Source organism: Cellulosimicrobium sp. SH8 (genome assembly GCF_025818875.1).
In the GTDB taxonomy this organism is placed as follows: domain Bacteria; phylum Actinomycetota; class Actinomycetes; order Actinomycetales; family Cellulomonadaceae; genus Cellulosimicrobium; species Cellulosimicrobium cellulans_D.
In genome coordinates this window covers 62,407-86,367 of sequence record NZ_JAMXMH010000011.1, presented here as the reverse complement: position 1 = coordinate 86,367, position 23,961 = coordinate 62,407, and the positions used below count along the sequence as shown (strand labels likewise).

Genomic DNA, 23,961 nt, shown 5'->3' with positions numbered 1-23,961 from the left:
GTGGTCCTGCCCTGCCATCATCCCGCACGACGCACCTCGCCTACACGGCCATCGCCGCACGGACGCTCTCCTCGGCCGCCTCGCCGCCCGAGCCACGGCTCGTCACGCGCCCGGACTGCAGGACGACGTAGTCGCGCGCGGCGCCGAGCGCGAACCCGACGTGCTGCTCGACGAGCAGCACCGAGAGCCCACCCGCGTCGGTGAGCGTGAGGATCGCGTCCTCGATCTCCGTGACGACGGACGGCTGGATGCCCTCCGTCGGCTCGTCCAGCACGAGAACGCGCGGGCCGGTGATGAGGGCGCGCGCGATGGCGAGCTGCTGGCGCTGCCCGCCGGACAGGAGCCCGGCGCGCCGCCCGAGCAGTCCGCGCAGGGCGGGGAAGAGGTCCAGCGCCTCGTCGAGGCGCCGCGGTCCCTCGCGCGACGTGTCGGCGACGAGCTGCAGGTTCTCGCGCGCGGTGAGGTCGCCGAACGACTGCTGCCCCTGCGGCACGTACGCGAGGCCGCGCCGCACCCGCTGGTGGGTCGGCAGCCGGGTGACGTCCTCGCCGTCGAGCACGACGCTCCCCGACCGGGCCTTGAGCAGCCCGAGCGCGGTGCGCAGCAGCGTCGTCTTGCCGGCGCCGTTGTGCCCGAGCACCGCGGCGACACCGCCCGCGGGCACGGTGAGGTCGACGCCGTGCAGCACCATGGTCCGGCCGTAGCCCGCGTGCAGTCCGGTGAGCTCGAGCATCATGCCTCCTCGGCGTTCGTGGTAGCGCGTCGTCGTGCGCCGCGGGTCGCGCCCGCGCTGCCCAGGTAGACCTCCTGCACACGCGGGTCGGCCTGGACCTCGGCGTACGTGCCCTCGGCGAGCACCTGGCCCAGGTGCAGCACGGTCACCGAGGACGCGAAGGCCCGCAGGAACTCCATGTCGTGCTCGACGACGACGACGGTCCGCTGGGCGCCGATGCGCTGCAGCAGCTCGCCCGTCTGCTCGCGCTCGGCCTGGCTCATGCCCGCGACGGGCTCGTCGAGCAGGAGGAGCCGCGCGTCCTGGACGAGCAGCATCCCGACCTCGAGCCACTGCTTCTGCCCGTGCGCGAGGATGCCGGCCTGGACGTCGCGCAGGTGCGCGAGCCCGACGGTCTCGAGCGCCTGCTCGACGGCCTCGGGCGTCCCGCCGCGTCGCCGGAGCAGCGTGAGCGGGCCCCGTCCGGCGCCCGCCGCGATGTCGAGGTTCTGCAGGACGCTGAGCTCCTCGAACACGCTCGCCGTCTGGAACGTGCGCCCGACGCCCGCGCGGGCGATGCGGTGCGTCTTCCGGCCGAGCAGGTCGACCCCACCGAACTGGACGGACCCTGACGCCTTGGCGAGACCCGTGATCGCGTCCACGATCGTCGTCTTGCCCGCGCCGTTGGGCCCGATGAGGAACCGGAGATCCCCCGCAGTGACGGTGAGGTCGACGCCTTGGACGGCGACGAACCCGTCGAACTCGACGCGCAGGCCGCGCACCTCGAGGTAGTCGTGCCGGAAGCGCGAGTCGTCGACGCCGAGGACGGACTGCGCGGCCTCCAGGTCGAGCCCGTCGCCCGCGACGCCGGTCTCCAGGACGGCGGCGCCGGTCGCCTCGGGGCCCGAGCCGGACGCCGGTCCCGTGGGGTGCGTGGTCATGCGGTCCTCCCGGTGGTCGCGGGGTCGTGGTCGACGGCGGTCGGTGCCTCGGTGGTCGGGTCGCCGGTGCCCGGCTCGCCCGTGCGCGTCGCGCCCGGGTGGCTCCCGTCCGAGGCACGTCCATCCGCCGGGGCGGGTGCGCCGCCGTCGGGCACCGCGCCCGGGCGCGAGCGACGCCACCGCGTGAACAGCTCGGCGAGCCCGCCGGGCAGGAACGCGACGACGAGGATGAACAGCGCACCCTGGGCGTAGATCCAGCCGGACGGGAACGTCTCGGACAGGCTGGTCTGCGCCCAGCTCACGGCGATCGAGCCCAGCACGGGGCCGAGCAGGGTGGCCCGGCCTCCGATCGCGACGCCGATGAGGAACCCGATCGACGGCACGACGCCCACGTCCGCCGGCGAGATGATCCCGACGATCGGCACGAACAGCGCGCCGCCCACGGCCGCCATGAACGCCGCGACGGCGTACGCGACGACCTTGACCTTCGCCGGGTCGTAGCCGAGGAACCGCACGCGGTTCTCCTGGTCGCGCACGGCGACGAGCAGCTCGCCGAACCGGGACACCATGAGCTGGCGCGCGATCGCGACCATGACGAGCAGCGCCCCGGCGGCGATGAAGAAGAGCATGCGCTTGTTCACGGGGTCGGCGAGGTCGTACCCGAAGAACGACCGGAACCCGTTGAGGCCGTTGGTGCCGCCCGTCGTCGCCTGCTGGCCGATGAGCAGGATCGCGAACGCCGCCGCGAGCGCCTGCGAGAGGATCGCGAAGTAGGCGCCGCGCACGCGCCGCGTGAAGACGGCGAACCCGAGCAGCGCGGCGAGGCCCGCGGGCACGATCGCGATGGCGAGGATCGTCACGACGGGCGACCGGAACGGCTCCCACCAGCCCGGCACCTCGCCCGAGCCGTAGAGCATCATGAAGTCCGGCACGCCACCGGATCCCTCGACCGGCCCGGCGTCGGCGAGCTTGAGGTGCATCGCCATGATGTACGCGCCGAGGCCGAAGAACACGCCCTGCCCGAGCGTGAGCATCCCACCCCGGCCCCACGCGAGGCCGATGCCGACCGCGACCATGGCGAGGCACAGGAACTTGCCGAGCAGGCCGAGGCGGAACGTGGAGAGGGTCGCGGGCGCGACCGCGAACAGCAGGACCGCCGCGACGGCGAAACCGACGATCACGCGGGCGCGCGAGGAGCGGTACAGGGCGGTGAGCCGGGACGTGCTCCCGGTGGTGACGGCGCTCATGCGAGGCTCCTCGTCCGGACCGACACGAGGCCCTGGGGTCGCACCTGGAGGAAGACGACGATGACGACGAACACGAGCACCTTGGCGATGCTCGCCGTCGTGGAGTACTCGAACGTCGCCTGCAGCAGCCCGAGCGCGAACGCCGCGATGACCGTGCCCTTGATCTGCCCGATGCCGCCCGCGACGACGACGAGGAACGCGTCGACGATGTAGCTCGTGCCGAGCGTCGGGCCGACGGACCCGAGGAGCGTGAGCGCGACCCCCGCGATCCCGGCGAGGCCCGAGCCGATGAAGAAGGTCAGGCGGTCCGTGGTCCGCGTGGAGACGCCGCTGGCCTCCGCGAGGTCACGGTTCTGCACGACGGCGCGGATCCGCCGCCCGAGCGGCGTCACCTTGAGCACGACGGCCAGCGCGACGACCGCGACGACAGCGAGCGCGAGGATGAACACGCGCGTCTTCGGCACGGCCAGGCCGAACAGGTCGACGGCACCGCTCAGCCAGGCCGGCGCGCGGACGTCCACGTTCGGGGCGCCGAACACGTCGCGCGCGACCTGCTGCAGCACGAGCGCGACGCCCCACGTGACGAGGAGCGTGTCGAGCGGCCGCTTGTACATCCGGTGGATCAGCGTCGCCTCGAGCAGCAGCCCGAGCAGCCCACCGACGAGGAACCCGAGCGGCAGCGACACGAGCAGCGAGACGCCGGCGTTGCCGACGACCCCCTGCACGACGAACGCCGTGTAGGCACCCGCCATCATGAACTCGCCGTGCGCCATGTTGATGACGCCCATCTGGCCGAACGTGAGCGCCAGCCCGAGGGCGGCGAGGAGCAGGACCGAGCCGAGGCTCAGCCCCGCGAAGAGCTGCGAGAACAGCACATCCATGGGCGTCGTGCCTTCCGGTGGGTGCGTAGCAGGACGGGTGACGTGACCGCCGAGGTGGGGGCCGGGGGTGTGCGCCCGGCCCCCGCCGGACTCAGCGGGTCGGGAGCGGCGAAGTCGTCAGGAGAGGCCCTCGGCCCAGTCGTAGCCCTCGAGGTACGGGTCGGGCTCGATCGGCTCGCCCGAGCTCCACTCGGTGTAGATGAGGCCGTCGGGGCCGATCTTGCCGATGAGCGCGGTCTTGGCGATGTGGTGGTTGTCGCCGTTCACGGTGACGGAGCCCTCCGGCGCGTCGAAGGTCACGCCGTCGGCGGCCTCCTGGACGTCGGCGACGGCGAACGACTCGGCCTTCTCGACCATGCCCTTCCACAGGTACAGCGACGTGTACGCCGCCTCCATCGGGTCGGACGTCACGCGGTCGGCGCCGTACTTCGCCTGGAACGCGTCCACGAACGTGGCGTTCTCCGGGCTGTCGAGGGTCTGGTAGTAGTTCCAGGCGGTGAGCTGGCCCTCGACGTTCTCGACGCCGACGCCGCCCACCTCCTCCTCGGCGATCGACACCGACACGACGGGCATGGTGTCCGGGCCGAGCCCGGCGTTCTTGTACTCCTTGAAGAACGCGACGTTGGAGTCGCCGTTGAGCGTGTTGAACACGGCGTCGGCACCGGCGGACTTCACCTTGTTGACGATCGTGGAGAAGTCGGTGTGGCCGAGCGGCGCGTACTCCTCGCCGAGGACCTCGATGCCGTTCGCCTCCGCGTAGGCGTTGATGATCTTGTTCGCGGTGCGCGGGAAGACGTAGTCGGAGCCGACGAGGAAGATCGACTCCGCCCCCTGCTCCTTGAGGTAGTCGAGCGCGGGCACGATCTGCTGGTTCGTCGTCGCGCCGGTGTAGAAGATGTTGGGCGACGACTCCAGGCCCTCGTACTGGACCGGGTAGAACAGCAGCGAGTCCTGCGCCTCGAAGACGGGGAGCATCGCCTTGCGCGAGGCGGACGTCCAGCCGCCGAACACCGCGGCGACGCAGTCGCTCGTGATGAGCTTCTCCGCCTTCTCCGCGAAGACCGTGGGCTCGGACTGGCCGTCCTCCTGGACGATCTCGAGCTGCTTGCCGAGCACGCCGCCGTCGGCGTTGATCTCCTCCGCCGCGAGGGCGAGCGAGTCGGCGACCGTCTGCTCGGAGATCGCCATGGTGCCGGAGAGCGAGTTGAGGAAGCCGATCTTGACGGTGTCGCCAGAGGTGTCGACGCAGCTCTCGGCGGCGCTGGTCGCGGCGCCCGCGCCGTCGCCGCTCTCCGTCTTCGCACCGCACGCGGTGAGCGTGAGCGCGAGGACGACGAGAGCGGCAGCCGGGGCGAGACGGGTCGTGGCGCGTGAAGGTGTCACGAGAGTCCTTTCAGCGAGGTTCGCACAGCGGAGTTCTCCGCAGGTTTCTCAGCAGGAGGCCGGCGGCCGCCAGGCAGGCGGTCGCTCGCCGCGAGCACCGGGTACAGGCATGTATACGTTCATGTGCCCGGGGTGGTGCCCACTGATGTCGACGCTAGTGACGCCGTGTTTCGGCCGATCTGCCCGTCCTGTTAACGGCACGTGTCACGCGGTCACGATCCGGTCACGCGGCCGGTGCGGTCGCCGCGCGGCGGCGGGCGGTTGCGCGCAGGGCGGCGGTGAGGAGCCCGGCCGTGAGCGCGACGACGAGGGCCACGCCCACGAGACCCGCAACGCCGACGAAGATCCCGCCGGCCTCGCCGTAGTCGGCGAGCGGCATCCCCGCGAACGCGTGGTCGCGCGCCGCGTCGGCGAAGCCGACCGACTCGGCCGTCGCCTCGAGGCCGTCAGGCGTCGCCGCGGCGAACGACGACACGACGACCGCGGCGAGCAGCGCGCCCGACCCGAGCGCGAGCACCGCACGCCGCACCGCGCCCGCCGGGGCCGCCGCGAGCGACGTGGAACCAGGCGAGACAGCCGTACCCGGCGAGGCCACGGCGTCGGGCCCGACGACACGGCTCGCCGCAGGTCGTGCCACGCCCTCGATGGCCGCGACTCCCGGGGCGACAGCGAGCACGAGGCCGACGACGCCCGCCGTGATGAGCGCCTCGCCGAGCCCGATCACCGCGTGCACGGAGAGCATCTGGCCGACGAGCTCGCCCACCGGCACCGGCACGGTCCCGCCGACGGCGAACAGCCCGGCGAACACCGCCGCGGACACGGGCACGCTCGCGAGCGCCCCCGCCCCGGCAGCCGCCGCAGCACCCCGTCCGCGCGTCAGCCGCAGCACCACGCGGGTCACCGCCCAGCCGACGAGCGTCCCGACCACCGCCATGAGCAGCACGTTCGTGCCCAGCGCGGTGATCCCGCCGTCGGCGAACACGAGCGCCTGCACCAGCAGCACGAGCGTCACGGACAGCACGCCGAGCCACGGCCCGACGAGCGCGGCGGCGAGCGCCCCGCCCATGAGGTGCCCGCTCGTGCCCGCCTCGACGGGGTAGTTGAGCATCTGGACGGCGAAGACGAAGCCGGTCGTCGCCGCCGTGAGGGCGATGCGCCGCGGGGTGAGGTCCTCGCGCGCCCGGTACGCGGCGTAGCCGACGGCGGCGAGGGAGACGACGGCGGTCGTCGCCGACGTGGGGTCGTCGAGGAAGTGGTCGGGGACGTGCATGTCAGGCTCCTGTCGTCAGCAGTGTCGTGCGGCGGTCGGTGTGGTCGGTGGTCGACGGCGCGGCCCGGGCGGGCCGCGGCGCGTCATCGGGTCGGTCGGCGGCGCGGGCGGCGTGCGCGCGACGCACCGCCGTCGTCCAGGCCGCCACGACGGCGTCGATCCCGGCGTCGTGGGTGCTCGCGCCGAGGTGGCGGCCGATCGCGCCGGGTCCGTCGAGGTCGAGCCGCAGCGGCCCCGAAGCCACGCGTGGACCTGCCGAGCGGGACGGCACCGCGGGCGCGTCGGGGACCGGGACCGGCGTCGGCGGCCGGGTGCCGAGGCACAGCACCGAGTCGACGACGCGCACGTCGCCGAGGATCCCGGGCAGCGCGCGGTCGTCGCCGAGGTCGAGGTCCTCGACGAAGAGCTCTCGTGCGCACCTCGGGCGCCTCGGGTCTCCCTGCCATGCGGGGAACGACCCGTCCGGCGCCGCGGACTCACCGGTCCTCTCGACGACGGCGGGTGTCCGGGTGGCACCGGGCGCCGAAAGGTCGACTCGCGTGCGTGATCGCAGCCGGCCGCCCACCTCGCCCGTGCGGCCCAGGACGAGGGTCTCGCGCAGCAGCGCGACGCCCCGCTCACCCCGCGCTCCGCCGTCGGCGAGCGACACGCGCGTGGTGCGCTCGACGTCGGCCCCGTCCGCCACGACGAACGGCAGCGCGTCCCACACGAGGAGCCCACCGGCGTCGACCCGCACGTCCACGTCCCACGAGGCCGACCGGCCGCGCCCGGCGTACGCGACGGTGCCCGACACCTCGACGAGCTCGAGCTCGACGCCCTCCCCCACGTGCACCTCGACCCGCACGCGGTCGCCCCCGAGGAGCAGCGCACGCGTCGCGACGAGCGCGACCCGGGCGACGCCCGGCCCCGTGGACAGGACGCGCGGGCTGAGCGCGCCGGGGCGCAGGTCGCACCGCACGCGACCCGCCTCCCGGTACGCGCCGACGCGCGTCACGTCGTCCATCAGCGTCTCGTCGCCCCGGGCCTCAGTCGCGCCCGACGGCGGCCACCGGCTCCGCGGCTGCGTCGCCGTGCTCGTCGGCGTGGGGGTGGTCGTGCCCGTGGGCGTGCGACGCGTCGCCCTCCTCGTGCGTGTGGAGGAAGCCGTTGCCCTCCTCGTCCGCGTGGAAGTGCGGCGCCATCGGACCCGGGTCCTGCGGCACGTGGGCGCCCGCGCGGTGCGCGGCGAGCAGGGTCTGCACCCACGTGGTGAGCGCGTCGATCGACTCGCGGTCGAGGCGTGAGAGGGCGAGCACCGGGGCGCCGTCGCGCGCGGCCGTCGCGTCGAGGACCATCCGCGGCACGTCGACGCCCACGTAGGGCGCGAGGTCCGTCTTGTTGACGACGAGCAGGTCCGCCCGAGCGATGCCCGGCCCGCCCTTGCGCGCGACGTCCCCGCCGCCCGCGACGTCGAGCACGAAGATCTGCGCGTCGACGAGCGCGGGCGAGAAGGTGGCGGTGAGGTTGTCGCCGCCCGACTCGACGAGCACGACGTCGAGCGGCGCGAAGTCCTCCTCGAGGTCCTCGACGGCGAGCAGGTTGGCGGTCACGTCGTCACGGATGGCGGTGTGCGGGCAGGCGCCGGTCTCGACGGCGCGGATGCGCTCGGGGTCGAGCACGCCCGCGGAGCGGAGGAAGCGCGCGTCCTCGTCGGTGTAGATGTCGTTGGTGATGACGCCGAGCTGCAGCACGCCGGACAGCTCGCGGCACAGGAGCGCGATGAGCGAGCTCTTGCCCGTGCCGACGGGGCCGGCGACGCCGAGTCGCAGGGAACGCGTGCTGGTGGGGGTCGTCTGATCAGGCACTGAACAGCCTCTCGGTGGTGCGGGCGTGGATCTCGGCCCACTGCTCGACGAGCGGTGCGCCGTGCGCAGGGATCGCGCGGGGGTCGGTCAGGTGGGCGACGTCGTGGGCGAGCGCGTCGATCACTGGCTGGGCGGCGACCACCCAGCCCGTCGCGACGACCGGGTCGACCGGCTCGAGCTTGAGCGTCGCCGCAGCGACGGTCTGCACGTCCTCGTACCCGACGAGGCGCGCGACCTGCCGCGCCGACAGCCCCGCGCACGCGGCCGTCACGCCGAGCACGACGGGTCGCGGGGGCTGCGGCCCCCGGCGGCCCGTCGCCGCCCGGCCACCCGGGCCCGGCCCGGTGCCCGACGGTGCTCGCTCGGCGGACGGGGTGCCCGCGCCCGGGTCGGGCGACCCGTCGGCGCGACGCGCGTCGGCGACGAGCACCGCAGCCTCGTCCAGCGCGGTGACCGCGGGATGCCCTGCCCACAGGCGGCGCAGCAGCCGCAGGTAGCCGCGCCCCAGCCGCTGCGACGTCTCGCGCAGCGCGGGCGACGGCGTCCGGGCCGCCCAGGCGAGCCACGTGTCGGCGAGGTCGTGCGCCGCGGACACCACGCCGCCGGGCGCCACGCCGTCATGTCCCGCGGACGGCGCACCACCCGCGCGCGGCGACCCCGCGCCGTCGGGCACTGGACCGGCCGCGAGCGCCACGTACCGCGCGACGACCGCCGTCGCCGCCTCGACACGGGTGACCGTGGCGAGGCGCGCGCGCACGTAGTCGGGCACGCTCGTCGCCGGCATCCCCGCCCGCAGCGCGGGCTCGAGGCCCGCGGACTGCGTGTGCCCGCCGGTCGGCAGCCGCGCGTCCGCGAGCAGCGCGAGCATGAGCTCCGCGCGCCCCTCCTGGACCTCCGGCGTCTCGCGCATGGCTCAGAACAGCGAGTAGAGCTGCGCGAGGGGCAGCCGGTCGGCGGGCGCGGGGACGACGAGCTCGCCGTCGACCTCGATCGCGAAGGACTCCGGGTCGATGTCGATCTGCGGGAGGTAGTCGTTGTTCTTCATCTGCGCCTTGCCGACGCCGCGCGTGTCCGCGACCGGGAGGAGCTGCCGGGCGAGCCCGAGCCGTTCCTCCAGGCCGTCGTCGAGCGCGGCGGGCGAGACGAACGACATGGACACGTCCGCGCCGATGGCGTCGGCGAGCGCCGGGCGCATGAGCACGGGCTGGGGCGAGGGGATGGACGCGTTGGGGTCGCCGAGCGCGCCCCACACGAGCGCGCCGCCCTTCATGACGACGCTGGGCCGGATCCCGAAGAACTTGGGCTCCCACAGCACGAGGTCGGCGACCTTGCCCGGCTCGACCGACCCGACGTACGCGTCGATCCCGTGCGCGACCGCCGGGTTGATCGTGTACTTCGCGACGTACCGGCGAGCGCGCAGGTTGTCCGCCGGCAGCTCCGGCCCGCGCGCGCCGCCGGGGTGCGCGCCGCGCCGCGCCTTCATGACGTGCGCGACCTGCCACGTGCGCGTGACCACCTCGCCGATGCGGCCCATGGCCTGCGCGTCGGACGACGTGATGGACATGGCACCCAGGTCGTGGAGCACGTCCTCGGCGGCGATCGTCGTGCCGCGGATGCGCGACTCCGCGAACGCGAGGTCCTCCGCGACCTGCGGGTTGAGGTGGTGGCACACCATGAGCATGTCGAGGTGCTCGGCGACGGTGTTGACGGTGTGCGGGAGGGTCGGGTTGGTCGAGCCGGGGATGACGTTCGGGTGGCTCGCGACGGTGAGGATGTCGGGCGCGTGCCCGCCGCCCGCGCCCTCGGCGTGGAACGCGTGGATCGAGCGGCCGCCGATCGCGCGCAGCGTCGACTCGACGAACCCGGCCTCGTTGAGCGAGTCCGAGTGCAGCGCGACCTGCAGGCCCCAGTCCTCGGCGGCCTGCAGGGCCGCGTCGATCGCGGCCGGCGTCGATCCCCAGTCCTCGTGGACCTTGTAGCCGCCCGCCCCCGCCATGGCCTGCTCACGCAGCCCCTCGGCGCTCACGGTGTTGCCCTTGCCGAGCAGCAGCACGTTCACGGGGAGCCTGTCGAGCGAGCGGTGGATCGCCTCGAGGTGCCACGCGCCCGGCGTGACGGTCGTGGCCTTGGTGCCCTCGCTCGGCCCGGTGCCGCCGCCCGCGACGGTCGTGATGCCCGTCGCGAGCGCCTCGACCACCTGCGACGGCGAGATGAGGTGCACGTGCGAGTCGATGCCGCCCGCGGTGAGGATCTTGCCCTCGCCGCTCACGACGTCCGTGCTCGGCCCGATGTGCAGGTCCGGGTGGACGCCGTCCGCGACGTCGGGGTTGCCCGCGCGGCCGAGCGCGACGATCCGCCCGTCCCGGATCCCGACGTCCGCCTTGACGATCCCCCACCAGTCCAGCACGACGGCGTTCGTGACCACCGTGTCGAGCGCACCCTCGGCGCGGGTCGTCGACCCCTGCGCCATGGACTCGCGGATCGACTTGCCGCCGCCGAAGACCACCTCCTCGCCCCCGAACGTGCGGTCCTCCTCGACCTCGATCCACAGGTCGGTGTCGCCGAGGCGCACCTGGTCGCCCGCCGTCGGCCCGTACAGCGCGACATAACGCTCGCGCGAGATCGCGACCATTGCGTCAGTCCTCCTCAGGAGTGGTCGTGCTCCGCGTGCCGAACCCGGGGTCTCTCCCCACGTCCGCCGGATCCTGGGGAGCGACCCCGGGTTCGGCAGGCTCGGTCGCGCGGTCCAGCGACCCGCCGTCAGGCTTGCCGCGCTGGAGGCCCGGTACGCGGCGTCGGCCCCGGAGGGCGACGGCCTCGACCTCCGCCGACGCGCCCGGCTCGAAGCGGCGCGACGTGCCGGACGGGACGTCGAGCCGGAACCCGTGCGCGGCGGTGCGGTCGAACGCGAGCGCGGCGTTGGCGTCCGGAAGGTGCAGGTGGGAGCCGATCTGGACCGGGCGGTCCCCGGTGTTCGTCACGACCAGCGTCACGCGCTCGTCGTCCGTGCGGTCGGCGTTGAGGACGACGGGCACGTCCTCGGCCCCCCGCTTCAGCCGGACCGCGCCCGGACCGCTCGTGCTGATGCCTGCCATGTGTCGCCTCGCTCTCGCTGAGCCTCGTGCGTGCGCCGGACCGGGCCGGGTCAGGCGATCGGCTGGTGGATGGTGACGAGCTTGCGCCCGTCGGGGAAGGTCGCCTCGACCTGGACGTCGGGCAGCATCTCCGCGACCCCGACCATCACCTCGTCGCGGCCGAGCACCTCGCGGCCGGAGACCATGAGCTCCTCGACGCTCGCTCCCTCTCGTGCCCGCTCGATCACCCACGTGGTGAGCAGGGCGACCGTCTCGGGGTAGTTGAGCAGCACGCCGCGCGCGCGCCGGTCGCGCGCGACCATGCCCGCGACGGCGAGCAGCAGCTTCTCGGTGTCCGCGGGCGTCAGGTGCATGGCGGCGATCCTGCCGCGTGTTCGTTTCCGGCGTGTATACACCGCGTTATACGTCCGTGTACCGCGACGATCCCCGGGCGCGACGTCCGTCAGGACCACCGACCGCGGGCACGACGAAGGCCGCCGACCGGGCGAACCCGGCCGACGGCCTTCGATGTCCTGCGACCTCCCGGCCAGGCCGGGAGAGGGTCAGGCGTGGATCAGAAGTCCATGCCGCCCATGCCACCGTCGCCACCCGGCACGGCCGGGGTCTTCTCCGGCTTGTCGGCGACGACGGCCTCGGTCGTGAGGAAGAGCGCCGCGATGGAGGCGGCGTTCTGCAGCGCGGAGCGCGTGACCTTGACCGGGTCGTTCACGCCGGCGGCGAGGAGGTCCTCGTACACACCGGTCGCGGCGTTGAGGCCCTGGCCGGACGGGAGGTTGCGCACCTTCTCCGCCACGACGCCGCCCTCGAGGCCCGCGTTGACCGCGATCTGCTTGAGCGGGGCGTCGATCGCGGCGCGCACGATCTGCGCACCGGTCGCCTCGTCGCCCTCGAGCTCGAGCTTCTCGAACGCCACGGCACCGGCCTGGATGAGCGCGACGCCACCACCGGCGACGATGCCCTCCTCGACGGCCGCCTTCGCGTTGCGCACGGCGTCCTCGATGCGGTGCTTACGCTCCTTGAGCTCGACCTCCGTCGCGGCACCCGCCTTGATGACGGCGACGCCGCCGGCGAGCTTCGCGAGGCGCTCCTGGAGCTTCTCGCGGTCGTAGTCGGAGTCCGACTTCTCGATCTCGCCACGGATCTGGTTGACGCGACCCTGGATCAGGTCGGCGTCGCCCGCACCCTCGACGATCGTGGTCTCGTCCTTGGTGACGACGACCTTGCGCGCCTGGCCGAGCAGGTCCAGCGTCGCTTTCTCGAGCTTGAGGCCCACCGTCTCGGTGATGACCTGGCCGCCGGTGAGGATCGCGATGTCCTGGAGCATGGCCTTGCGACGGTCGCCGAAGCCCGGGGCCTTGACGGCGACGGACTTGAACGTGCCACGGATCTTGTTGAGCACCAGGGTCGCGAGCGCCTCGCCCTCGACGTCCTCGGCGATGATGAGGAGCGAGCGGCCGGCCTTCATGACCTGGTCGAGGACCGGGAGCAGGTCCTTCACGTTCGCGATCTTGGACTCGACGATGAGGACGTACGGGTCCTCGAGCACGGCCTCCTGGCGCTCCGGGTCCGTCTCGAAGTAGCGCGCGAGGAAGCCCTTGTCGAAGCGCATGCCCTCGGTGAGCTCGAGCTCGAGGCCGAACGTGTTCGACTCCTCGACCGTGATCACGCCCTCCTTGCCCACCTTGTCGAGGGCCTCGGCGATGAGCTCGCCGATCGCGGGGTCGCCGGCGGAGATGGCGGCCGTGGCGGCGATCTCCTCCTTGGTCTCGATCTCCTTGGCGGCGTTGAGCAGCTGCTCGGTCACCGCGTCGACGGCCTTCTCGATGCCGCGCTTGACGGCGATCGGGTTGGCGCCGGCCGCGACGACGCGCAGGCCCTCGCGCACGAGCGCTTGGGCGAGCACGGTCGCGGTGGTGGTGCCGTCACCCGCGACGTCGTCGGTCTTCTTGGCGACCTCCTTGACGAGCTCGGCACCGATCTTCTCGTACGGGTCCTCGAGCTCGATCTCCTTGGCGATGGAGACGCCGTCGTTGGTGATGGTCGGCGCGCCCCACTTCTTGTCGAGCACGACGTTGCGGCCCTTGGGGCCGAGGGTGACCTTGACGGTGTCGGCGAGGATGTTGAGCCCTCGCTCCATGCTCCGACGAGCCTCCTCGTCGAAGGCGATGATCTTGGCCATGGGGAATGATCCTCCGCTGGTGGCGTATGGCGGTCGGCCGGCGCCCGCGACGGACGGCCCGCGACGGGCGGCGTTCATGTCACGCCGCCGGGGCGGGCCTCACCTGTCGACCTGGTGGGTTGCGCCGCACCCGCGGTGAGCGGCTGCCTGCGCTGGTCACTTCTGTCACTCTCATGACGAGAGTGCTAACGCCATTATTGGCACTCGCAGGGTGCGAGTGCAAGACAGCCCGTCGCGGCCCTGCCCCGTATCGCGACGGGCGAAACCCGCTGTGCCGCGCCGTCCCCTTAGGATGCGCGGTGTGATCCGCGCAACACCGTCGTGGCGCCTCGCAGCAGCCCTGGCCGGCTTCGTGCTGGTCCCTGCCCTCGGCCTCACCGCCGCGACCGCCGTCGCCGCCCCCACGGGCGAGCACATCGACCTGTACCAGGACGGCGTCGCCGTCTCGACCGGGCCCGACGGCGGCACCGCGCTCCTGCGCCTCGCCCCCGGGGCCGCGGCGACGTACCTCCCCGGCAGCCGCGTGCTCGACCCCGCGGCGCTCGACCCGGCCGCGCTCGCCGACGGCGTCGACCCCGCGGACGGCGAGGCGGACCGGCTCGCCCAGGTCGCCGGTGCCCGGCTCGACGCGTCGGCGCTCCTGGACCCCGGGCGGGCGCAGGACGCCGCCGCCGCGTCGCGCGCGTGGCTCGCGTCCGGAGTGGTCCCTGGCGCGGACGGGCCGTTCGCCGCGCTCGGCGAGGCCGCGCTCCTCGACCTGCGCGCCCTCACCCTCGACGACGGCGCCGCGCTCGCCGCCGCGTCCCCCAAGTGGCGCTACGTGTGGCCCCGCGACGCGTCGTTCGCCGCCGCGGCGTTCGCGCGCACCGGGCACGTCGACGACGCGCGGGACGTCCTCGGCTTCCTCGCCCGCGTCCAGGAGGACGACGGGTCGTTCCACGCGCGCTACCTGCCCGACGGCTCGGGCGTCCCCGACGACCGCGGCCTCCAGTCCGACGGCGTCGGCTGGGTCCTGTGGGCGACCGACGTCGTGCTCGAGGAGACGCCCGCCACCGAGCGGCGCGAGGTCGCCGCGGAGCTGCGGCCCCTCGTCGACGCCGCGACCGACCACGCGCTCTCGCTCGTCGACGGCGAGGACCCGCTGCCCCCGCCGTCGAGCGACTACTGGGAGGTCGAGCCGACGGCCCTCACCCTCGGCACCGCCGGTCCCCTGCTCGCCGGGCTCGAGGCCGCGGCCGACGTCTACTCCGCGGCGGGCGAGAACGACCGCGCCACCGACGCGACGGTGGCCGCCGCACGGCTGCGCATGGCCGTCGAGCGGTCGTTCGGGTCGCAGGGCTACCCGCGCCACGTGACCGGCGGCGCGCGCGACGCGTCGACCGCGTTCGTCCTGCCCCCGTTCCAGCCCGAGCCGCTCGCGGGAGCGGACGTCGCGTGGCGCGCGTCCGTCACCGAGATGCTGCGCCCCGCCGGAGGGCTCGCGCCCGGGGCGGGCTGGCGCGAGGACGGCATCTCCTGGACGCCGCAGACGACGCTCTACGCGCTCACCGCGGCGTCGTCGTCGGACCCGGAGGACCGGGCCGACGCCCAGGAGTGGCTCCGCTGGGTCGACGACCACCGCACCGCGTCCGGCGCGATCCCGGAGAAGGTCCTCGCGGACGGCTCCCCGGCGGCCGTCGCGCCGCTGTCCTGGAGCTCGGCCCTCGTCGTCCTCGCTCTCGTGGAGCTCGACACGACCACCGCCGACCCGGCGAGGTAAAGGCGTGGTCGCGGACCGCGCGCGCTACCTGGAGCCCATGTCCGACGTCGGCGCCAGGTCCGGCTCGACGCGCACGTCGAACTCCCGGCGCAGCACGCGCCGCGCGGCGTTCCAGCCGCCGAGCCCGTGCACGCCCGGCCCGGGCGGCGTGGACGCCGAGCACAGGTAGACGCCCTCCAGCCCGACGGCGTACGGGTCGAGCCGAGGCGTCGGCCGCGCGACCATCTGCCACATGCTGACGGCGCCGCCCGCGATGTCCCCGCCCACGTAGCTCTCGTCGTGCGCGGCCATCTCCGCGGCGGGGACGCAGCGGGACGCGACGACGAGGTCCCGGACCCCCGGCGCGAACCGTTCGAGCTGACCGAGGACGTCCTCGGTCACGTCGCGCATCGAGCCGGCGGGCACGTGCGCGTACGTCCACAGCGGCCGCAGGCCGCCCACGGCACGCCCCGGGTCGACGACGGTCGGGTCGCTCGCGAGGACCATCGGCCGCACCGCGTGCCGACCGGCCGCGACGTCCGCCTCCGCGCGCGCCATCTCGGCGCGCGTGCCGCCGACGTGCACCGTCCCGGCCCGACCCACCTCGGGGTCCGCCCACGGGACCGGCCCGGAGAGGACGAGGTCGACCTTCGCGGCCGCGTCGCCGTGCCGGAACCGCCGCAGGGCCCACTCCGCCCGGGGCGACAGTCGGTCGCCGAACACGTCGGCGACGACACCGGGCGCGGTGTCGAAGACGTACGCCCGCGCTCGCGGCAGGTCGGCGAGCGCACCGACCCGGTGGCCGGTCACGACCTCGCCGCCGTGCGCGCGCAGGTCGTCCAGGAGTGCCGCGACGATCGCGCCCGACCCGCCCCGCGGCAGCGGCCAGCCGCCCGGCGCGTGGCCGAGCGAGGCGAGCAGGAGCGCCGTCCCCGCGGCAGCCAGAGACGGCAGACGAGAGATCGCGTGCGCCGCGACGCCCGTGAGCAGCGCCCCCGCCTCCTCGGTCCGGAAGCGCCGGCCCCAGGCCGCGCTCCCCTGCTCGAGGACGGCGGCGCCGAACCGCGCGGCGACAGCGGCACCGCCGGGCGTCAGCGTGCGCCCGGGGACCGAGCGCTTGTCCCCGAGGGCGAGCGCGACGACGTCGCGCCAGCCCTCGGCCAGCGGGCCGAGCAGCGCACGCCAGGCGGCGCCGTCGACGCCGAGCCGCTCCGCCGTGCGATCGAGGTCGTGGTACGCGATGCCCGCGCGGCCCCCGTCGAGGGGCTGCGCGTACGACACCTCGGGCACGAGCAGCTCCACGCCGCGCGCGCCCAGGTCGAACGCCTCGAAGAACGGCGACGCCCACGCCATCGGGTGCACGGCCGAGCACACGTCGTGCACGACCCCGTCCGCCAGACCGAGGTCGAGCGTTCGCGAGCCGCCACCGATCGTCGGCTGCGCCTCGAGGACGCGCACGGCAAGACCGGCACGTGCGAGGGTCACGGCGGCGGTCAGCCCGTTGGGGCCGGAACCGACGACGACGGCGTCGAGGTTCTCCGTCACGCGACCCTCGTCGGCCGCGTCAGAGGGGCCGCACCTGCTCGGCCTGCGGGCCCTTGGTGCCCTGGCCGAGCTCGAACTCGACCGCCTGGCCCTCCTCGAGCGTGCGGTAGCCGTCGGTCTGGATCGCGCTGAAGTGCACGAAGAGGTCCTGCCCGCCGGACTCGGGCGTGATGAACCCGTAGCCCTTCTCGGAGTTGAACCACTTCACGGTGCCCTGAGCCATTGACGTTCTCCTCGTGCATCGTCGCCCGCGAGGCGACCCCCGCCCCGTGGTAGCCCGAGCCTAGCCCGACCGTGGCGTGCGCGAAAGGTCGAACGGCCGGCCGAAGATGTCGAACGGGCAGGTCAGCGCAGTGGCCGCCGGACCGGCGAGGTGATGCAGGCTGACGCCGTCAGCCGACGGGGGTGAGCTCCGACTTGACGATGACGACGACGTCGCCGGAACGGAGCGTCTGCTGGCTCACCTGCTCCGCCGGGATCCCGAGGATCGCCGCCACTGCTGCCGCGCTGTCGCTGCGGTCCTCGCCGTACCAGACCGTGGTTGCTGCGACCTCGTCCGGGTCGCCCTCGTAGTCCGCGGCCTCGACGTTCGTGAAGCCCTGGCTCGTGAGCGCGTCGCGCCCCTTGCCCGCCTCGCCGCCGATGCCGCTGGCGTTGAGGACGCGGACGCTGGCCGACGGGTCGGCGGCTGCCATGAGCGTCGCGAGGTCGGGCGCCGCGGGGGTGTCGTCGGCAGGCGGCTCTTCCGTCGCCGGGGGCTCCTCGGTCGCCGGAGACTCCTCGGTCTCGTCGGCGGGCGGCGCCTCGGTCTCCTCCGCGGCGGGGTCCGTGGACTGCGCCTGCGGCGGGTTCTCGGTCGCGCCGTTGTCCGACAGCAGCGCGACGCCCCCGTACGCGAGCCCGGCGAAGACGACGGCGACCAGCAGGAACGGCCACGTCTTGCTCCACCCGCTGCGCGGCGTGCGGTGCACCCCCACGGGGGAGCCCTGCTGCGCGGGCGCGTCGAACTCGTCGGGCGCGTAGGGGTAGCGGCTCTTCGTCACGGCGACAGGGTAGCCCGGTCAGGCCCGTTGGATAAACGCCCGGTTCGCGCAGACTTCACGGGCGAGGGCGGTCAGCACGTCAGAGACCTTCGAGCCGGCGGGCCGTGCGAGCCCGCTGCCTGGTCGAACGCATCCGGCGCAGCCGCTTGACGAGCATGGGGTCGTGCGCGAGCGCCGCCGGGGAGTCGATGAGCGCGTTGAGCACCTGGTAGTAGCGCGTCGCGGTCATGTCGAACAGCTCGCGCACCGCCTGCTCCTTGGCGCCCGAGTACTTCCACCACTGCCGCTCGAACGCCAGGATCTCCTGGTCCCGCTCGCTCAGGCCCGACGACGGGTCCTCCTGGGCGGTCGGGTCGCCGACCGCGTCGGGTCCGTCGAGCACGTACGCCGCCTCGCTCATCGTTCCCTCCCTGCACTCTCTCGTCACGGGACCTGCGCACCTCGGTGCGCGCGGCCGCCTCTCAGCGTACGCAGGAACCACACGGGTGTCATTCGTCCTCGCCGGAGTCTTGAAGAGCCGCTCCCCGCGGCCGTTAGGCTCGGTGCCGTGGAGAGCGCACCCGTCCAGCCCGTCGACGTCGACCCGGGCAGCACCCCGGCCGTCCCCGACCCGGCGCCGAGCCCCCGCCCCCCGCTCGCGAGCATCATGGCGCCCGACTGGGCCGAGGCGCTCGCGCCCGTCGAGCCCCAGCTCCACGCGACCGGGGACTTCCTGCGTGCGGAGGTCGCGGCCGGGCGCGAGTACCTGCCCGCGCCGTCGGCCATCCTCAACGCGTTCTCGCGGCCGCTCGCGGACGTGCGCGTGCTCGTCGTCGGGCAGGACCCCTACCCGACGCCGGGGCACCCGATGGGGCTGTCGTTCTCCGTGCAGCCGCACGTGCGCCCCGTGCCGCGCTCGCTCCAGAACATCTTCGCGGAGCTCGCGGAGGACGTCGGCGCCCCGACGCCCGCGAACGGCGACCTCACCGCGTGGAGCGACCAGGGCGTCATGCTCCTCAACAGGGTGCTCACGGTCCGTCCGGGCGAGCCCGGGTCGCACCGCGGCCAGGGCTGGGAGGCGGTCACCGAGGCCGCCATCCGCGCGCTCGTCGCCCGCGACGCCCCGCTCGTCGCGATCCTGTGGGGCCGCGACGCCGCGACGCTGCGCCCGATGCTCGGCGACACCCCCGTCGTCGCGAGCGCTCACCCCAGCCCGCTCTCGGCCCGCCGGGGCTTCTTCGGCTCCCGCCCGTTCTCCCGCGTCAACGATCTCCTCGTCGCCCAGGGCGCCAACCCGGTCGACTGGACCCTCCCGACGGCGTAGCCCAGAACCGTCTCGACGCCGAGCGTGCGGTGGCATCGCGTCCCGCCGTGCGACGGGCCATGACCACATGCTCGGTGGGCAGCGATCGCATGATCGTGGCCCGGCGCGGTCACCTGGGGCACGGTCCGGGAGGAGCAGAATGGGCGGGTGACGACGCAGAACCCGACGACCACTCCCCTGGCCGGTGACGCCTCCGACGACTCCCGCCCCGACGCCGCACCGCCCCGCTGGACCAGCTACCTCGCGATCGGCGACTCGTTCACCGAAGGCCTGTGGGACCCGTACCCCGGGGAGGACGACCACCAGCGCGGCTGGGCCGACCTCCTCGCGCAGCACCTCGCGGCCCGTCGCGTCGCTGCGGGCGAGGAGCCGCTGCGCTACGCGAACCTCGCGATCCGCGGGCGCAAGCTGCGCTCGATCCTCACCGAGCAGGTCCCGGCGGCGCTGGAGCTGAAGCCGGACCTGGTGAGTGTCATCGGTGGCGGCAACGACATCCTGCGGCCGAACGCCGACGTCGACCGCCTCGCGCGCAACCTCGAGCACGCGGTCTCGCGGCTGCGGTCGGCCGAGATCGACGTGCTCATGGCCACCGGCTTCGACGCGTCGCAGTCGCCGCTCGTGGGCCTCACCCGGTCCCGTGTCGGGGTGTACAACGCGCACATCTGGTCGATCGCGCGCCGGCAGGGCGCGTACGTGCTCGACCTGTGGGGCATGCGCGCGCTCCAGGACTGGCGCGTGTGGTCGGAGGACCGCATCCACCTGACGCCCGAGGGGCACCGGCGGGTCGCGCAGGCGGCGCTCGTCGGGCTGGGACAGACGCCCGACGACGCGGCGTGGGACGACCCGCTCGCTCCCCTGCCGCCGCTCCCGGCGCTGGACCGGGCACGGCAGAACGCGCAATGGGTGCGGACGCACGTCGTGCCGTGGGCCCAGCGCCGGATCCGCGGGACGTCGTCAGGCGACGGACGCCTTCCCAAGGCGCCGGAGCTCCTCCCCGTCCCGCTCGCCGACCGCTGAGCGCGGACGAGGTCGGCAGCTCCTGCCGAGGTCGGCGGCCGAGGCTGCCGATCCCGGCAGAGGCTGCCGATCTCACGCTGCGCGCCGACACGACGACGCCCCCGGCTCCTCGCGGAGCCGGGGGCGTCGTGGTGGAGCCGCCTGTCGGGTTCGAACCGACGACCTTTCGCTTACAAGGCGAGTGCTCTACCAGCTGAGCTAAGGCGGCGTGCCCGGGCTGCCGGGCGAGCGAACAGACTACCTGCTCGCCCGACGGCCAGGGACCGGGGCCGACGCCGCGCGCGGCGCCGGCCCGCGAGGTCAGCCCTGCGCGGCCGTGACGGCGGCGGAGAGAGCGTTCGGGTCGCTCCAGTTGCCGTCCCAGCGCTCGCCGTCGATCGTGATCGTCGGCGTCCCGAAGCCGCCCGACTGCGGGTTCGCGAGCGCCTCGTCCTGGGTGACGAGGCTCGTCGCGGTGGCGGCCCAGTCGCCGAACGTCTCGACCGCGGTCCCGTCGGCGATGCCCGCGGCGACGTCGGCCGGGACGCCCGCCTGCTCGGCCAGGTCCGCGATCTGCTCGTCGGTGAGCGTCTCCTTGTTCTCCTCGGGCTGGTTCTGGAACATGATCGCGTTGAACGCGTTCATCTGCTCCGGCGCACGGTCCGCGACCCAGGCCGCGGCCGCCGCGGAGCGGGTCGAGAACTGCTGGGCGTTCGCCATGCGGTCGAGGATCGCGACGGGGTGCAGCACGACGGTGACGTCGCCCGCCTCGCGGAGCTGGTCGAGCGTCGGGCCGTTCGTCTCCTCGAACTGGCCGCAGATGGGGCACATGTAGTCGAGGTACACGCCGACCTCGACCGCGCCGTCGCTCTCCGTCCCCGCGGCGCCGTCGACGCCCATGGGGATGCCGCCGTCGTCGCGCGCGGTGGACGGGCCGGTCACGTCGGCGAGGTTGCCCGCCGCGACGGCGTCGACCGTCTTGTTCTGGTCCTTCATGGCCGGGATCCACACGGCGAGGAACACGCCGACGAGGACGAGGACGCCCGCGACGAGCGCTCCGATCGTGATGAGGCGGTTCCGCTTGTCGCGCTTGGCCTGCGCCTCGCGCAGCGCGAGGGCCTCCGCGCGCGCGGCCTCGCGGCGCTGGGCCTTGGTCTGGGCTTCGTTGCTGGGCATGGTCGTCCTCCGAGGGAGTTCCGAGAGCTGGGGATGTGTCGGGGTGCGCGCCGACAGGGGTCGCGCGGGTCCGTGCGTCCGACGACGTCGTCAGACGAGCGCGAGCCGCGGCGGCCCGCGCCGCGTGCGCACCACCGCGTCCGCGAGGTGGTGCAGTGCGGCGGGGACGGCGTCGGGCACCGGGCGGACGACCCGCCGGGCACCCGCGACGAGCGCGCCCACCGGGCGGCCCGCGCCCCGCAGGACCGTCCGCAGCGCCCGCGCCGCGCCGGTCACGACCGCCCGGGAGCGGTCGTGGGCGCGCCGCGCCCACGCCGACACGCCCCACGCGACGGCCGCGGCCACCGCGTGCGCGACCACCACGGGGAGCGCGAGCACGCCCACCACGGTGACCATGGCGGCGGGGTCGCCCCCGAGCGCGGTGCCGGACGGGCAGTCGGGGGTCTCGTGGACGAGCGCGAGGTGCATCCCCGCGACGCCCCACGCGCCCGGCACCGTGACGCACTGGTGCACGACGGCGTACCCGCGGTCGGCGAGCTGCGTCACCAGGGCGGCGAGAAGCGTGAGGAGCAGGAGAGCGGGGCCGAGGAGGCGGCCGGTCACGGGCACGACGGACGTGCGCGTCACGCCGCGCGACCACGCGCGCGGCACCGTCGTCCGGAGCACGGCGCCCATCCTACGCATGCGTGCTGGTAGCGGGCTGGGAACGCCCCCGGGACAGGTCCACGAGCCGGTCGCCGGAGCCGGGCGTCACGCTCAGCGCAGCGACGGGGGCCCGGGGAAGGGCCACCACGTGACCTCGGGGTCGCCCGCGAGGAGGACGACGCACAGGACCGTGAGGGCGAGCCCGACGCCCGCGAGCACGAGGGTCCCGGTCCGGCCCGGGGCGAGCCGCGCGAGCGCGGTCCGCGTCCCGTAGCGCGTGAGGTGGGTCAGCGGCCCGGCCCACGCGAGCACGACGGCCGCGAGCGACGCGAGGCCCAGGATCACGGTCGTGACGACCGGCGAGTTCCCGCCGTCCGCGCCCTCGACGACGACCCAGCGGTCGGACTCCAGGAGCCACCACCCGGCCACGACGACGAGCACGCCGGCGCACGCCGCGACGAGCAGCGACGGGAGCGCCCCGACGGCGGCGCGCACGACGTACCAGGGCGACGCCGCGACGGCCCGCACGGTGTCTCGGGGCGAGACCCCGCGCCGCTCGCGGCGTGCGTGGAGGGACTCGGTGGTCACGCCGACGATCCGCGCGAGGACGACGAGCACGGAGAGCACCACGAACGCGACGCCCGGGTGGAGCATGCCGAGCAGGACGAGCGGGGCCGCGAGGAGGAGCAGCGCGGTGCGGCGCGCGGCGGGCGCGGGCCGCACGTAGAGCGGTTCGCCGTCCTCCCCCACGGGCGGCGCCCCGAGGTCGTCCATGAGGTCGTGCCCCGCGGGGACGGCCATGGTGCGGCCGTCGTTGACCTGGGACTGCGACGTGGGCAGGGGCGGCGGCACGACCTGCGCGTGGCCCGCCCAGGCCTGCGCGCCCGTGCCTCCCGGCACGACCGCGACGGGCGGCACGACCTGCGTGGGGCCCGTCGGCGGGCCGACGACCTGGGTCGCGGGGGCGGCGTCGCCCGTGTCGGCCGCGTGCCGCAGCGCGGCGACGACCTCGGTCGGGCCGAGCCGCTGCGCGGGGTCGGCGTGCAGGGCCCCGGCGAGCACGCGCGCCGTGACGGGCCCGAGGCCGGCGAGGTCGGGCCGCCCGCTGCGGGCACGGGCCAGGACGACGTCGGTCGGCCGCACCCCGAACGGGGCCCGGCCCGTCGCGGCGTAGGCGAGGAGCGCGGCCCAACCCCACCAGTCGCTCCCGACGCTCGGGGCGGCGCCCTCGAGCAGCTCGGGCGCGAGGTAGCCCGGCGTCCCCATGACGAGCCCGGTGGACGTGACGCGCGCGTCCTCGAGGCCCTGCGCGATCCCGAAGTCGATGAGCACGGGGCCGCGCGAGGAGACCATGACGTTGCTCGGCTTGAGGTCACGGTGCACGACGCCCGCCGCGTGCACGGACTCGAGCGCGGCGGCGAGCTGGTCGGCCAGCTCGTAGAGGTCCCACGCGTCGAGCGGGCCGCCCTCGGCGACCTCGTCCTCGAGGGTCGGGCCGTCGACGAGCTCGGTGACGATGAACGCGTCGGGGCCGTCGAGCTCGACGTCGAGGATCTGCGCGACGGCGGGGTGCCGCAGGCGCTGGAGGGCGAGCGCCTCGCGCCGGAGCCGCTCGCGCCCCTGGGCCGCGGCGTCGAGGTCGACGTGCGCGTGGAGGAGCTTGATCGCGACGAGGTTCCCGCCGCCGTCGTGGGCGCTGTGGACGGTGCCCATGGCCCCCGAGCCGAGCCGCGCGCCGATGAGGTAGCCCCCGACCTCGCTGCCCGGCGCGGGGCCGCGCGCCGGCCCGCCGGGGGCGGTCCGCGCGTCGACGCGCTGCGTGGGCTCCTCCATGGTGACAAGGTAGCGGCAGCGGGCCGGTCGTCGCCTTCCGGACGGGCGTTCCGGCGGGGCGCTGCGGGCCCGGTGGGCGGGTCGGCCCGGGACGGACGTCCCGTCCGCGCGGCGGGCGGGACGACTACCC

Annotated in this window: 23 protein-coding genes and 1 tRNA gene; 3 read left to right on the top strand and 21 right to left on the bottom strand. The window is 74.5% G+C overall.

The features are described 5' to 3' along the window. Positions 1 to 40 precede the first annotated feature (40 nt). The 13 genes from urtE to groL all read right to left on the bottom strand — a co-directional run bounded on the left by urtE (position 41) and on the right by groL (position 13,552). Positions 41 to 733 carry an urea ABC transporter ATP-binding subunit UrtE gene (urtE, locus tag NF338_RS15780; protein ID WP_087469813.1) on the bottom strand — a complete coding sequence of 231 codons (693 nt, stop codon included), beginning with the start codon at positions 731 to 733 and terminating at the stop codon, positions 41 to 43. Beyond that, positions 733 to 1,653 carry an urea ABC transporter ATP-binding protein UrtD gene (gene urtD / locus NF338_RS15775; protein ID WP_264031649.1) on the bottom strand — a complete coding sequence of 307 codons (921 nt, stop codon included), beginning with the start codon at positions 1,651 to 1,653 and terminating at the stop codon, positions 733 to 735. Before urtD ends, urtE begins: the two co-directional genes overlap by 1 nt. Further along, positions 1,650 to 2,900 carry an urea ABC transporter permease subunit UrtC gene (gene urtC / locus NF338_RS15770; RefSeq protein ID WP_264031648.1) on the bottom strand — a complete coding sequence of 417 codons (1,251 nt, stop codon included), beginning with the start codon at positions 2,898 to 2,900 and terminating at the stop codon, positions 1,650 to 1,652. The genes urtD and urtC overlap by 4 nt, the downstream gene beginning before the upstream one ends. Beyond that, positions 2,897 to 3,781 carry an urea ABC transporter permease subunit UrtB gene (urtB, locus tag NF338_RS15765; RefSeq protein ID WP_087469816.1) on the bottom strand — a complete coding sequence of 295 codons (885 nt, stop codon included), beginning with the start codon at positions 3,779 to 3,781 and terminating at the stop codon, positions 2,897 to 2,899. The genes urtC and urtB overlap by 4 nt, the downstream gene beginning before the upstream one ends. Before the next feature lie 117 nt (positions 3,782 to 3,898). Next, on the bottom strand, positions 3,899 to 5,164 hold the full coding sequence (urtA, locus tag NF338_RS15760; protein ID WP_264031647.1) for an urea ABC transporter substrate-binding protein: 1,266 nt from the start codon (positions 5,162 to 5,164) through the stop codon (positions 3,899 to 3,901). Between the two features lie 223 nt (positions 5,165 to 5,387). After that, positions 5,388 to 6,434, bottom strand: coding sequence for an energy-coupling factor ABC transporter permease (locus NF338_RS15755; protein WP_264031646.1), 1,047 nt, complete (start codon positions 6,432 to 6,434; stop codon positions 5,388 to 5,390). Between the two features lies 1 nt (position 6,435). Further along, a complete protein-coding gene (locus NF338_RS15750) occupies positions 6,436 to 7,437 on the bottom strand; it encodes an urease accessory protein UreD (RefSeq protein WP_264031645.1) in 1,002 nt (333 codons plus the stop codon). A 22-nt stretch (positions 7,438 to 7,459) separates the two neighbouring features. Continuing rightward, positions 7,460 to 8,278 carry an urease accessory protein UreG gene (gene ureG / locus NF338_RS15745; RefSeq protein WP_264031644.1) on the bottom strand — a complete coding sequence of 273 codons (819 nt, stop codon included), beginning with the start codon at positions 8,276 to 8,278 and terminating at the stop codon, positions 7,460 to 7,462. After that, on the bottom strand, positions 8,271 to 9,188 hold the full coding sequence (locus NF338_RS15740; protein ID WP_264031643.1) for an urease accessory UreF family protein: 918 nt from the start codon (positions 9,186 to 9,188) through the stop codon (positions 8,271 to 8,273). Before NF338_RS15740 ends, ureG begins: the two co-directional genes overlap by 8 nt. A gap of 3 nt (positions 9,189 to 9,191) precedes the next feature. Then, positions 9,192 to 10,910, bottom strand: coding sequence for an urease subunit alpha (locus NF338_RS15735; protein WP_264031641.1), 1,719 nt, complete (start codon positions 10,908 to 10,910; stop codon positions 9,192 to 9,194). Positions 10,911 to 10,914: 4 nt separating this feature from the next. Further along, entirely contained in the window at positions 10,915 to 11,373 is a 459-nt protein-coding gene (gene ureB, locus NF338_RS15730) for an urease subunit beta (RefSeq protein WP_264031639.1), read from the bottom strand. A 50-nt stretch (positions 11,374 to 11,423) separates the two neighbouring features. Next, positions 11,424 to 11,726 carry an urease subunit gamma gene (locus tag NF338_RS15725; protein ID WP_264031638.1) on the bottom strand — a complete coding sequence of 101 codons (303 nt, stop codon included), beginning with the start codon at positions 11,724 to 11,726 and terminating at the stop codon, positions 11,424 to 11,426. Positions 11,727 to 11,926: 200 nt separating this feature from the next. After that, positions 11,927 to 13,552, bottom strand: a complete 1,626-nt coding sequence (gene groL, locus NF338_RS15720; RefSeq protein ID WP_264031637.1) for a chaperonin GroEL — start codon at positions 13,550 to 13,552, stop codon at positions 11,927 to 11,929. Positions 13,553 to 13,844: 292 nt separating this feature from the next. Between groL and NF338_RS15715 the strand changes: the two genes are divergently transcribed. Beyond that, positions 13,845 to 15,311, top strand: coding sequence for a glycoside hydrolase family 15 (locus NF338_RS15715; protein WP_264031636.1), 1,467 nt, complete (start codon positions 13,845 to 13,847; stop codon positions 15,309 to 15,311). Positions 15,312 to 15,335: 24 nt separating this feature from the next. Here the strand turns inward: NF338_RS15715 and NF338_RS15710 are convergent, their stop codons facing one another. The 4 genes from NF338_RS15710 to NF338_RS15695 all read right to left on the bottom strand — a co-directional run bounded on the left by NF338_RS15710 (position 15,336) and on the right by NF338_RS15695 (position 18,278). Continuing rightward, entirely contained in the window at positions 15,336 to 16,835 is a 1,500-nt protein-coding gene (locus NF338_RS15710; protein ID WP_264031635.1) for a phytoene desaturase family protein, read from the bottom strand. Between the two features lie 19 nt (positions 16,836 to 16,854). Further along, positions 16,855 to 17,058, bottom strand: a complete 204-nt coding sequence (locus NF338_RS15705; protein WP_087469824.1) for a cold-shock protein — start codon at positions 17,056 to 17,058, stop codon at positions 16,855 to 16,857. A 169-nt stretch (positions 17,059 to 17,227) separates the two neighbouring features. Further along, positions 17,228 to 17,878, bottom strand: coding sequence for a LytR C-terminal domain-containing protein (locus NF338_RS15700; RefSeq protein ID WP_264031634.1), 651 nt, complete (start codon positions 17,876 to 17,878; stop codon positions 17,228 to 17,230). 79 nt (positions 17,879 to 17,957) lie between these two features. Continuing rightward, a complete protein-coding gene (locus NF338_RS15695; protein ID WP_264031633.1) occupies positions 17,958 to 18,278 on the bottom strand; it encodes a DUF3263 domain-containing protein in 321 nt (106 codons plus the stop codon). A 243-nt stretch (positions 18,279 to 18,521) separates the two neighbouring features. Here NF338_RS15695 and NF338_RS15690 point away from each other — a divergent pair, with 243 nt between their 5' ends. Then, the gene (locus NF338_RS15690; RefSeq protein ID WP_264031768.1) at positions 18,522 to 19,181 is read left to right on the top strand and encodes a uracil-DNA glycosylase; all 660 of its coding nucleotides are present in this window, start codon (positions 18,522 to 18,524) and stop codon (positions 19,179 to 19,181) included. Between the two features lie 147 nt (positions 19,182 to 19,328). Continuing rightward, the gene (locus NF338_RS15685; RefSeq protein ID WP_412847012.1) at positions 19,329 to 20,198 is read left to right on the top strand and encodes an SGNH/GDSL hydrolase family protein; all 870 of its coding nucleotides are present in this window, start codon (positions 19,329 to 19,331) and stop codon (positions 20,196 to 20,198) included. 132 nt (positions 20,199 to 20,330) lie between these two features. Here the strand turns inward: NF338_RS15685 and NF338_RS15680 are convergent. The 4 genes from NF338_RS15680 to NF338_RS15665 form a co-directional block, all read right to left on the bottom strand. Next, positions 20,331 to 20,406: transfer RNA gene (locus NF338_RS15680), tRNA-Thr, on the bottom strand. A 92-nt stretch (positions 20,407 to 20,498) separates the two neighbouring features. Continuing rightward, positions 20,499 to 21,353 (bottom strand): DsbA family protein, encoded by an 855-nt coding sequence (locus tag NF338_RS15675; RefSeq protein WP_264031632.1) that lies wholly within the window; start codon positions 21,351 to 21,353, stop codon positions 20,499 to 20,501. A gap of 90 nt (positions 21,354 to 21,443) precedes the next feature. After that, on the bottom strand, positions 21,444 to 22,019 hold the full coding sequence (locus NF338_RS15670; RefSeq protein WP_264031631.1) for a hypothetical protein: 576 nt from the start codon (positions 22,017 to 22,019) through the stop codon (positions 21,444 to 21,446). 90 nt (positions 22,020 to 22,109) lie between these two features. Continuing rightward, entirely contained in the window at positions 22,110 to 23,831 is a 1,722-nt protein-coding gene (locus NF338_RS15665) for a serine/threonine-protein kinase (protein ID WP_264031630.1), read from the bottom strand. Positions 23,832 to 23,961 lie beyond the last annotated feature (130 nt).

What these genes read in the sequence shown, in the direction of transcription:
- urtE (WP_087469813.1), bottom strand. Translation starts at nt 733, where the DNA reads ATGCTCGAGCTCACCGGACTGCACGCGGGCTACGGCCGGACCATGGTG.
- urtD (WP_264031649.1), bottom strand. Translation starts at nt 1,653, where the DNA reads ATGACCACGCACCCCACGGGACCGGCGTCCGGCTCGGGCCCCGAGGCG.
- urtC (WP_264031648.1), bottom strand. Translation starts at nt 2,900, where the DNA reads ATGAGCGCCGTCACCACCGGGAGCACGTCCCGGCTCACCGCCCTGTAC.
- urtB (WP_087469816.1), bottom strand. Translation starts at nt 3,781, where the DNA reads ATGGATGTGCTGTTCTCGCAGCTCTTCGCGGGGCTGAGCCTCGGCTCG.
- NF338_RS15755 (WP_264031646.1), bottom strand. Translation starts at nt 6,434, where the DNA reads ATGCACGTCCCCGACCACTTCCTCGACGACCCCACGTCGGCGACGACC.
- NF338_RS15750 (WP_264031645.1), bottom strand. Translation starts at nt 7,437, where the DNA reads ATGGACGACGTGACGCGCGTCGGCGCGTACCGGGAGGCGGGTCGCGTG.
- NF338_RS15740 (WP_264031643.1), bottom strand. Translation starts at nt 9,188, where the DNA reads ATGCGCGAGACGCCGGAGGTCCAGGAGGGGCGCGCGGAGCTCATGCTC.
- NF338_RS15735 (WP_264031641.1), bottom strand. Translation starts at nt 10,910, where the DNA reads ATGGTCGCGATCTCGCGCGAGCGTTATGTCGCGCTGTACGGGCCGACG.
- ureB (WP_264031639.1), bottom strand. Translation starts at nt 11,373, where the DNA reads ATGGCAGGCATCAGCACGAGCGGTCCGGGCGCGGTCCGGCTGAAGCGG.
- NF338_RS15725 (WP_264031638.1), bottom strand. Translation starts at nt 11,726, where the DNA reads ATGCACCTGACGCCCGCGGACACCGAGAAGCTGCTGCTCGCCGTCGCG.
- groL (WP_264031637.1), bottom strand. Translation starts at nt 13,552, where the DNA reads ATGGCCAAGATCATCGCCTTCGACGAGGAGGCTCGTCGGAGCATGGAG.
- NF338_RS15715 (WP_264031636.1), top strand. Translation starts at nt 13,845, where the DNA reads ATGCGCGGTGTGATCCGCGCAACACCGTCGTGGCGCCTCGCAGCAGCC.
- NF338_RS15705 (WP_087469824.1), bottom strand. Translation starts at nt 17,058, where the DNA reads ATGGCTCAGGGCACCGTGAAGTGGTTCAACTCCGAGAAGGGCTACGGG.
- NF338_RS15695 (WP_264031633.1), bottom strand. Translation starts at nt 18,278, where the DNA reads ATGAGCGAGGCGGCGTACGTGCTCGACGGACCCGACGCGGTCGGCGAC.
- NF338_RS15675 (WP_264031632.1), bottom strand. Translation starts at nt 21,353, where the DNA reads ATGCCCAGCAACGAAGCCCAGACCAAGGCCCAGCGCCGCGAGGCCGCG.
- NF338_RS15665 (WP_264031630.1), bottom strand. Translation starts at nt 23,831, where the DNA reads ATGGAGGAGCCCACGCAGCGCGTCGACGCGCGGACCGCCCCCGGCGGG.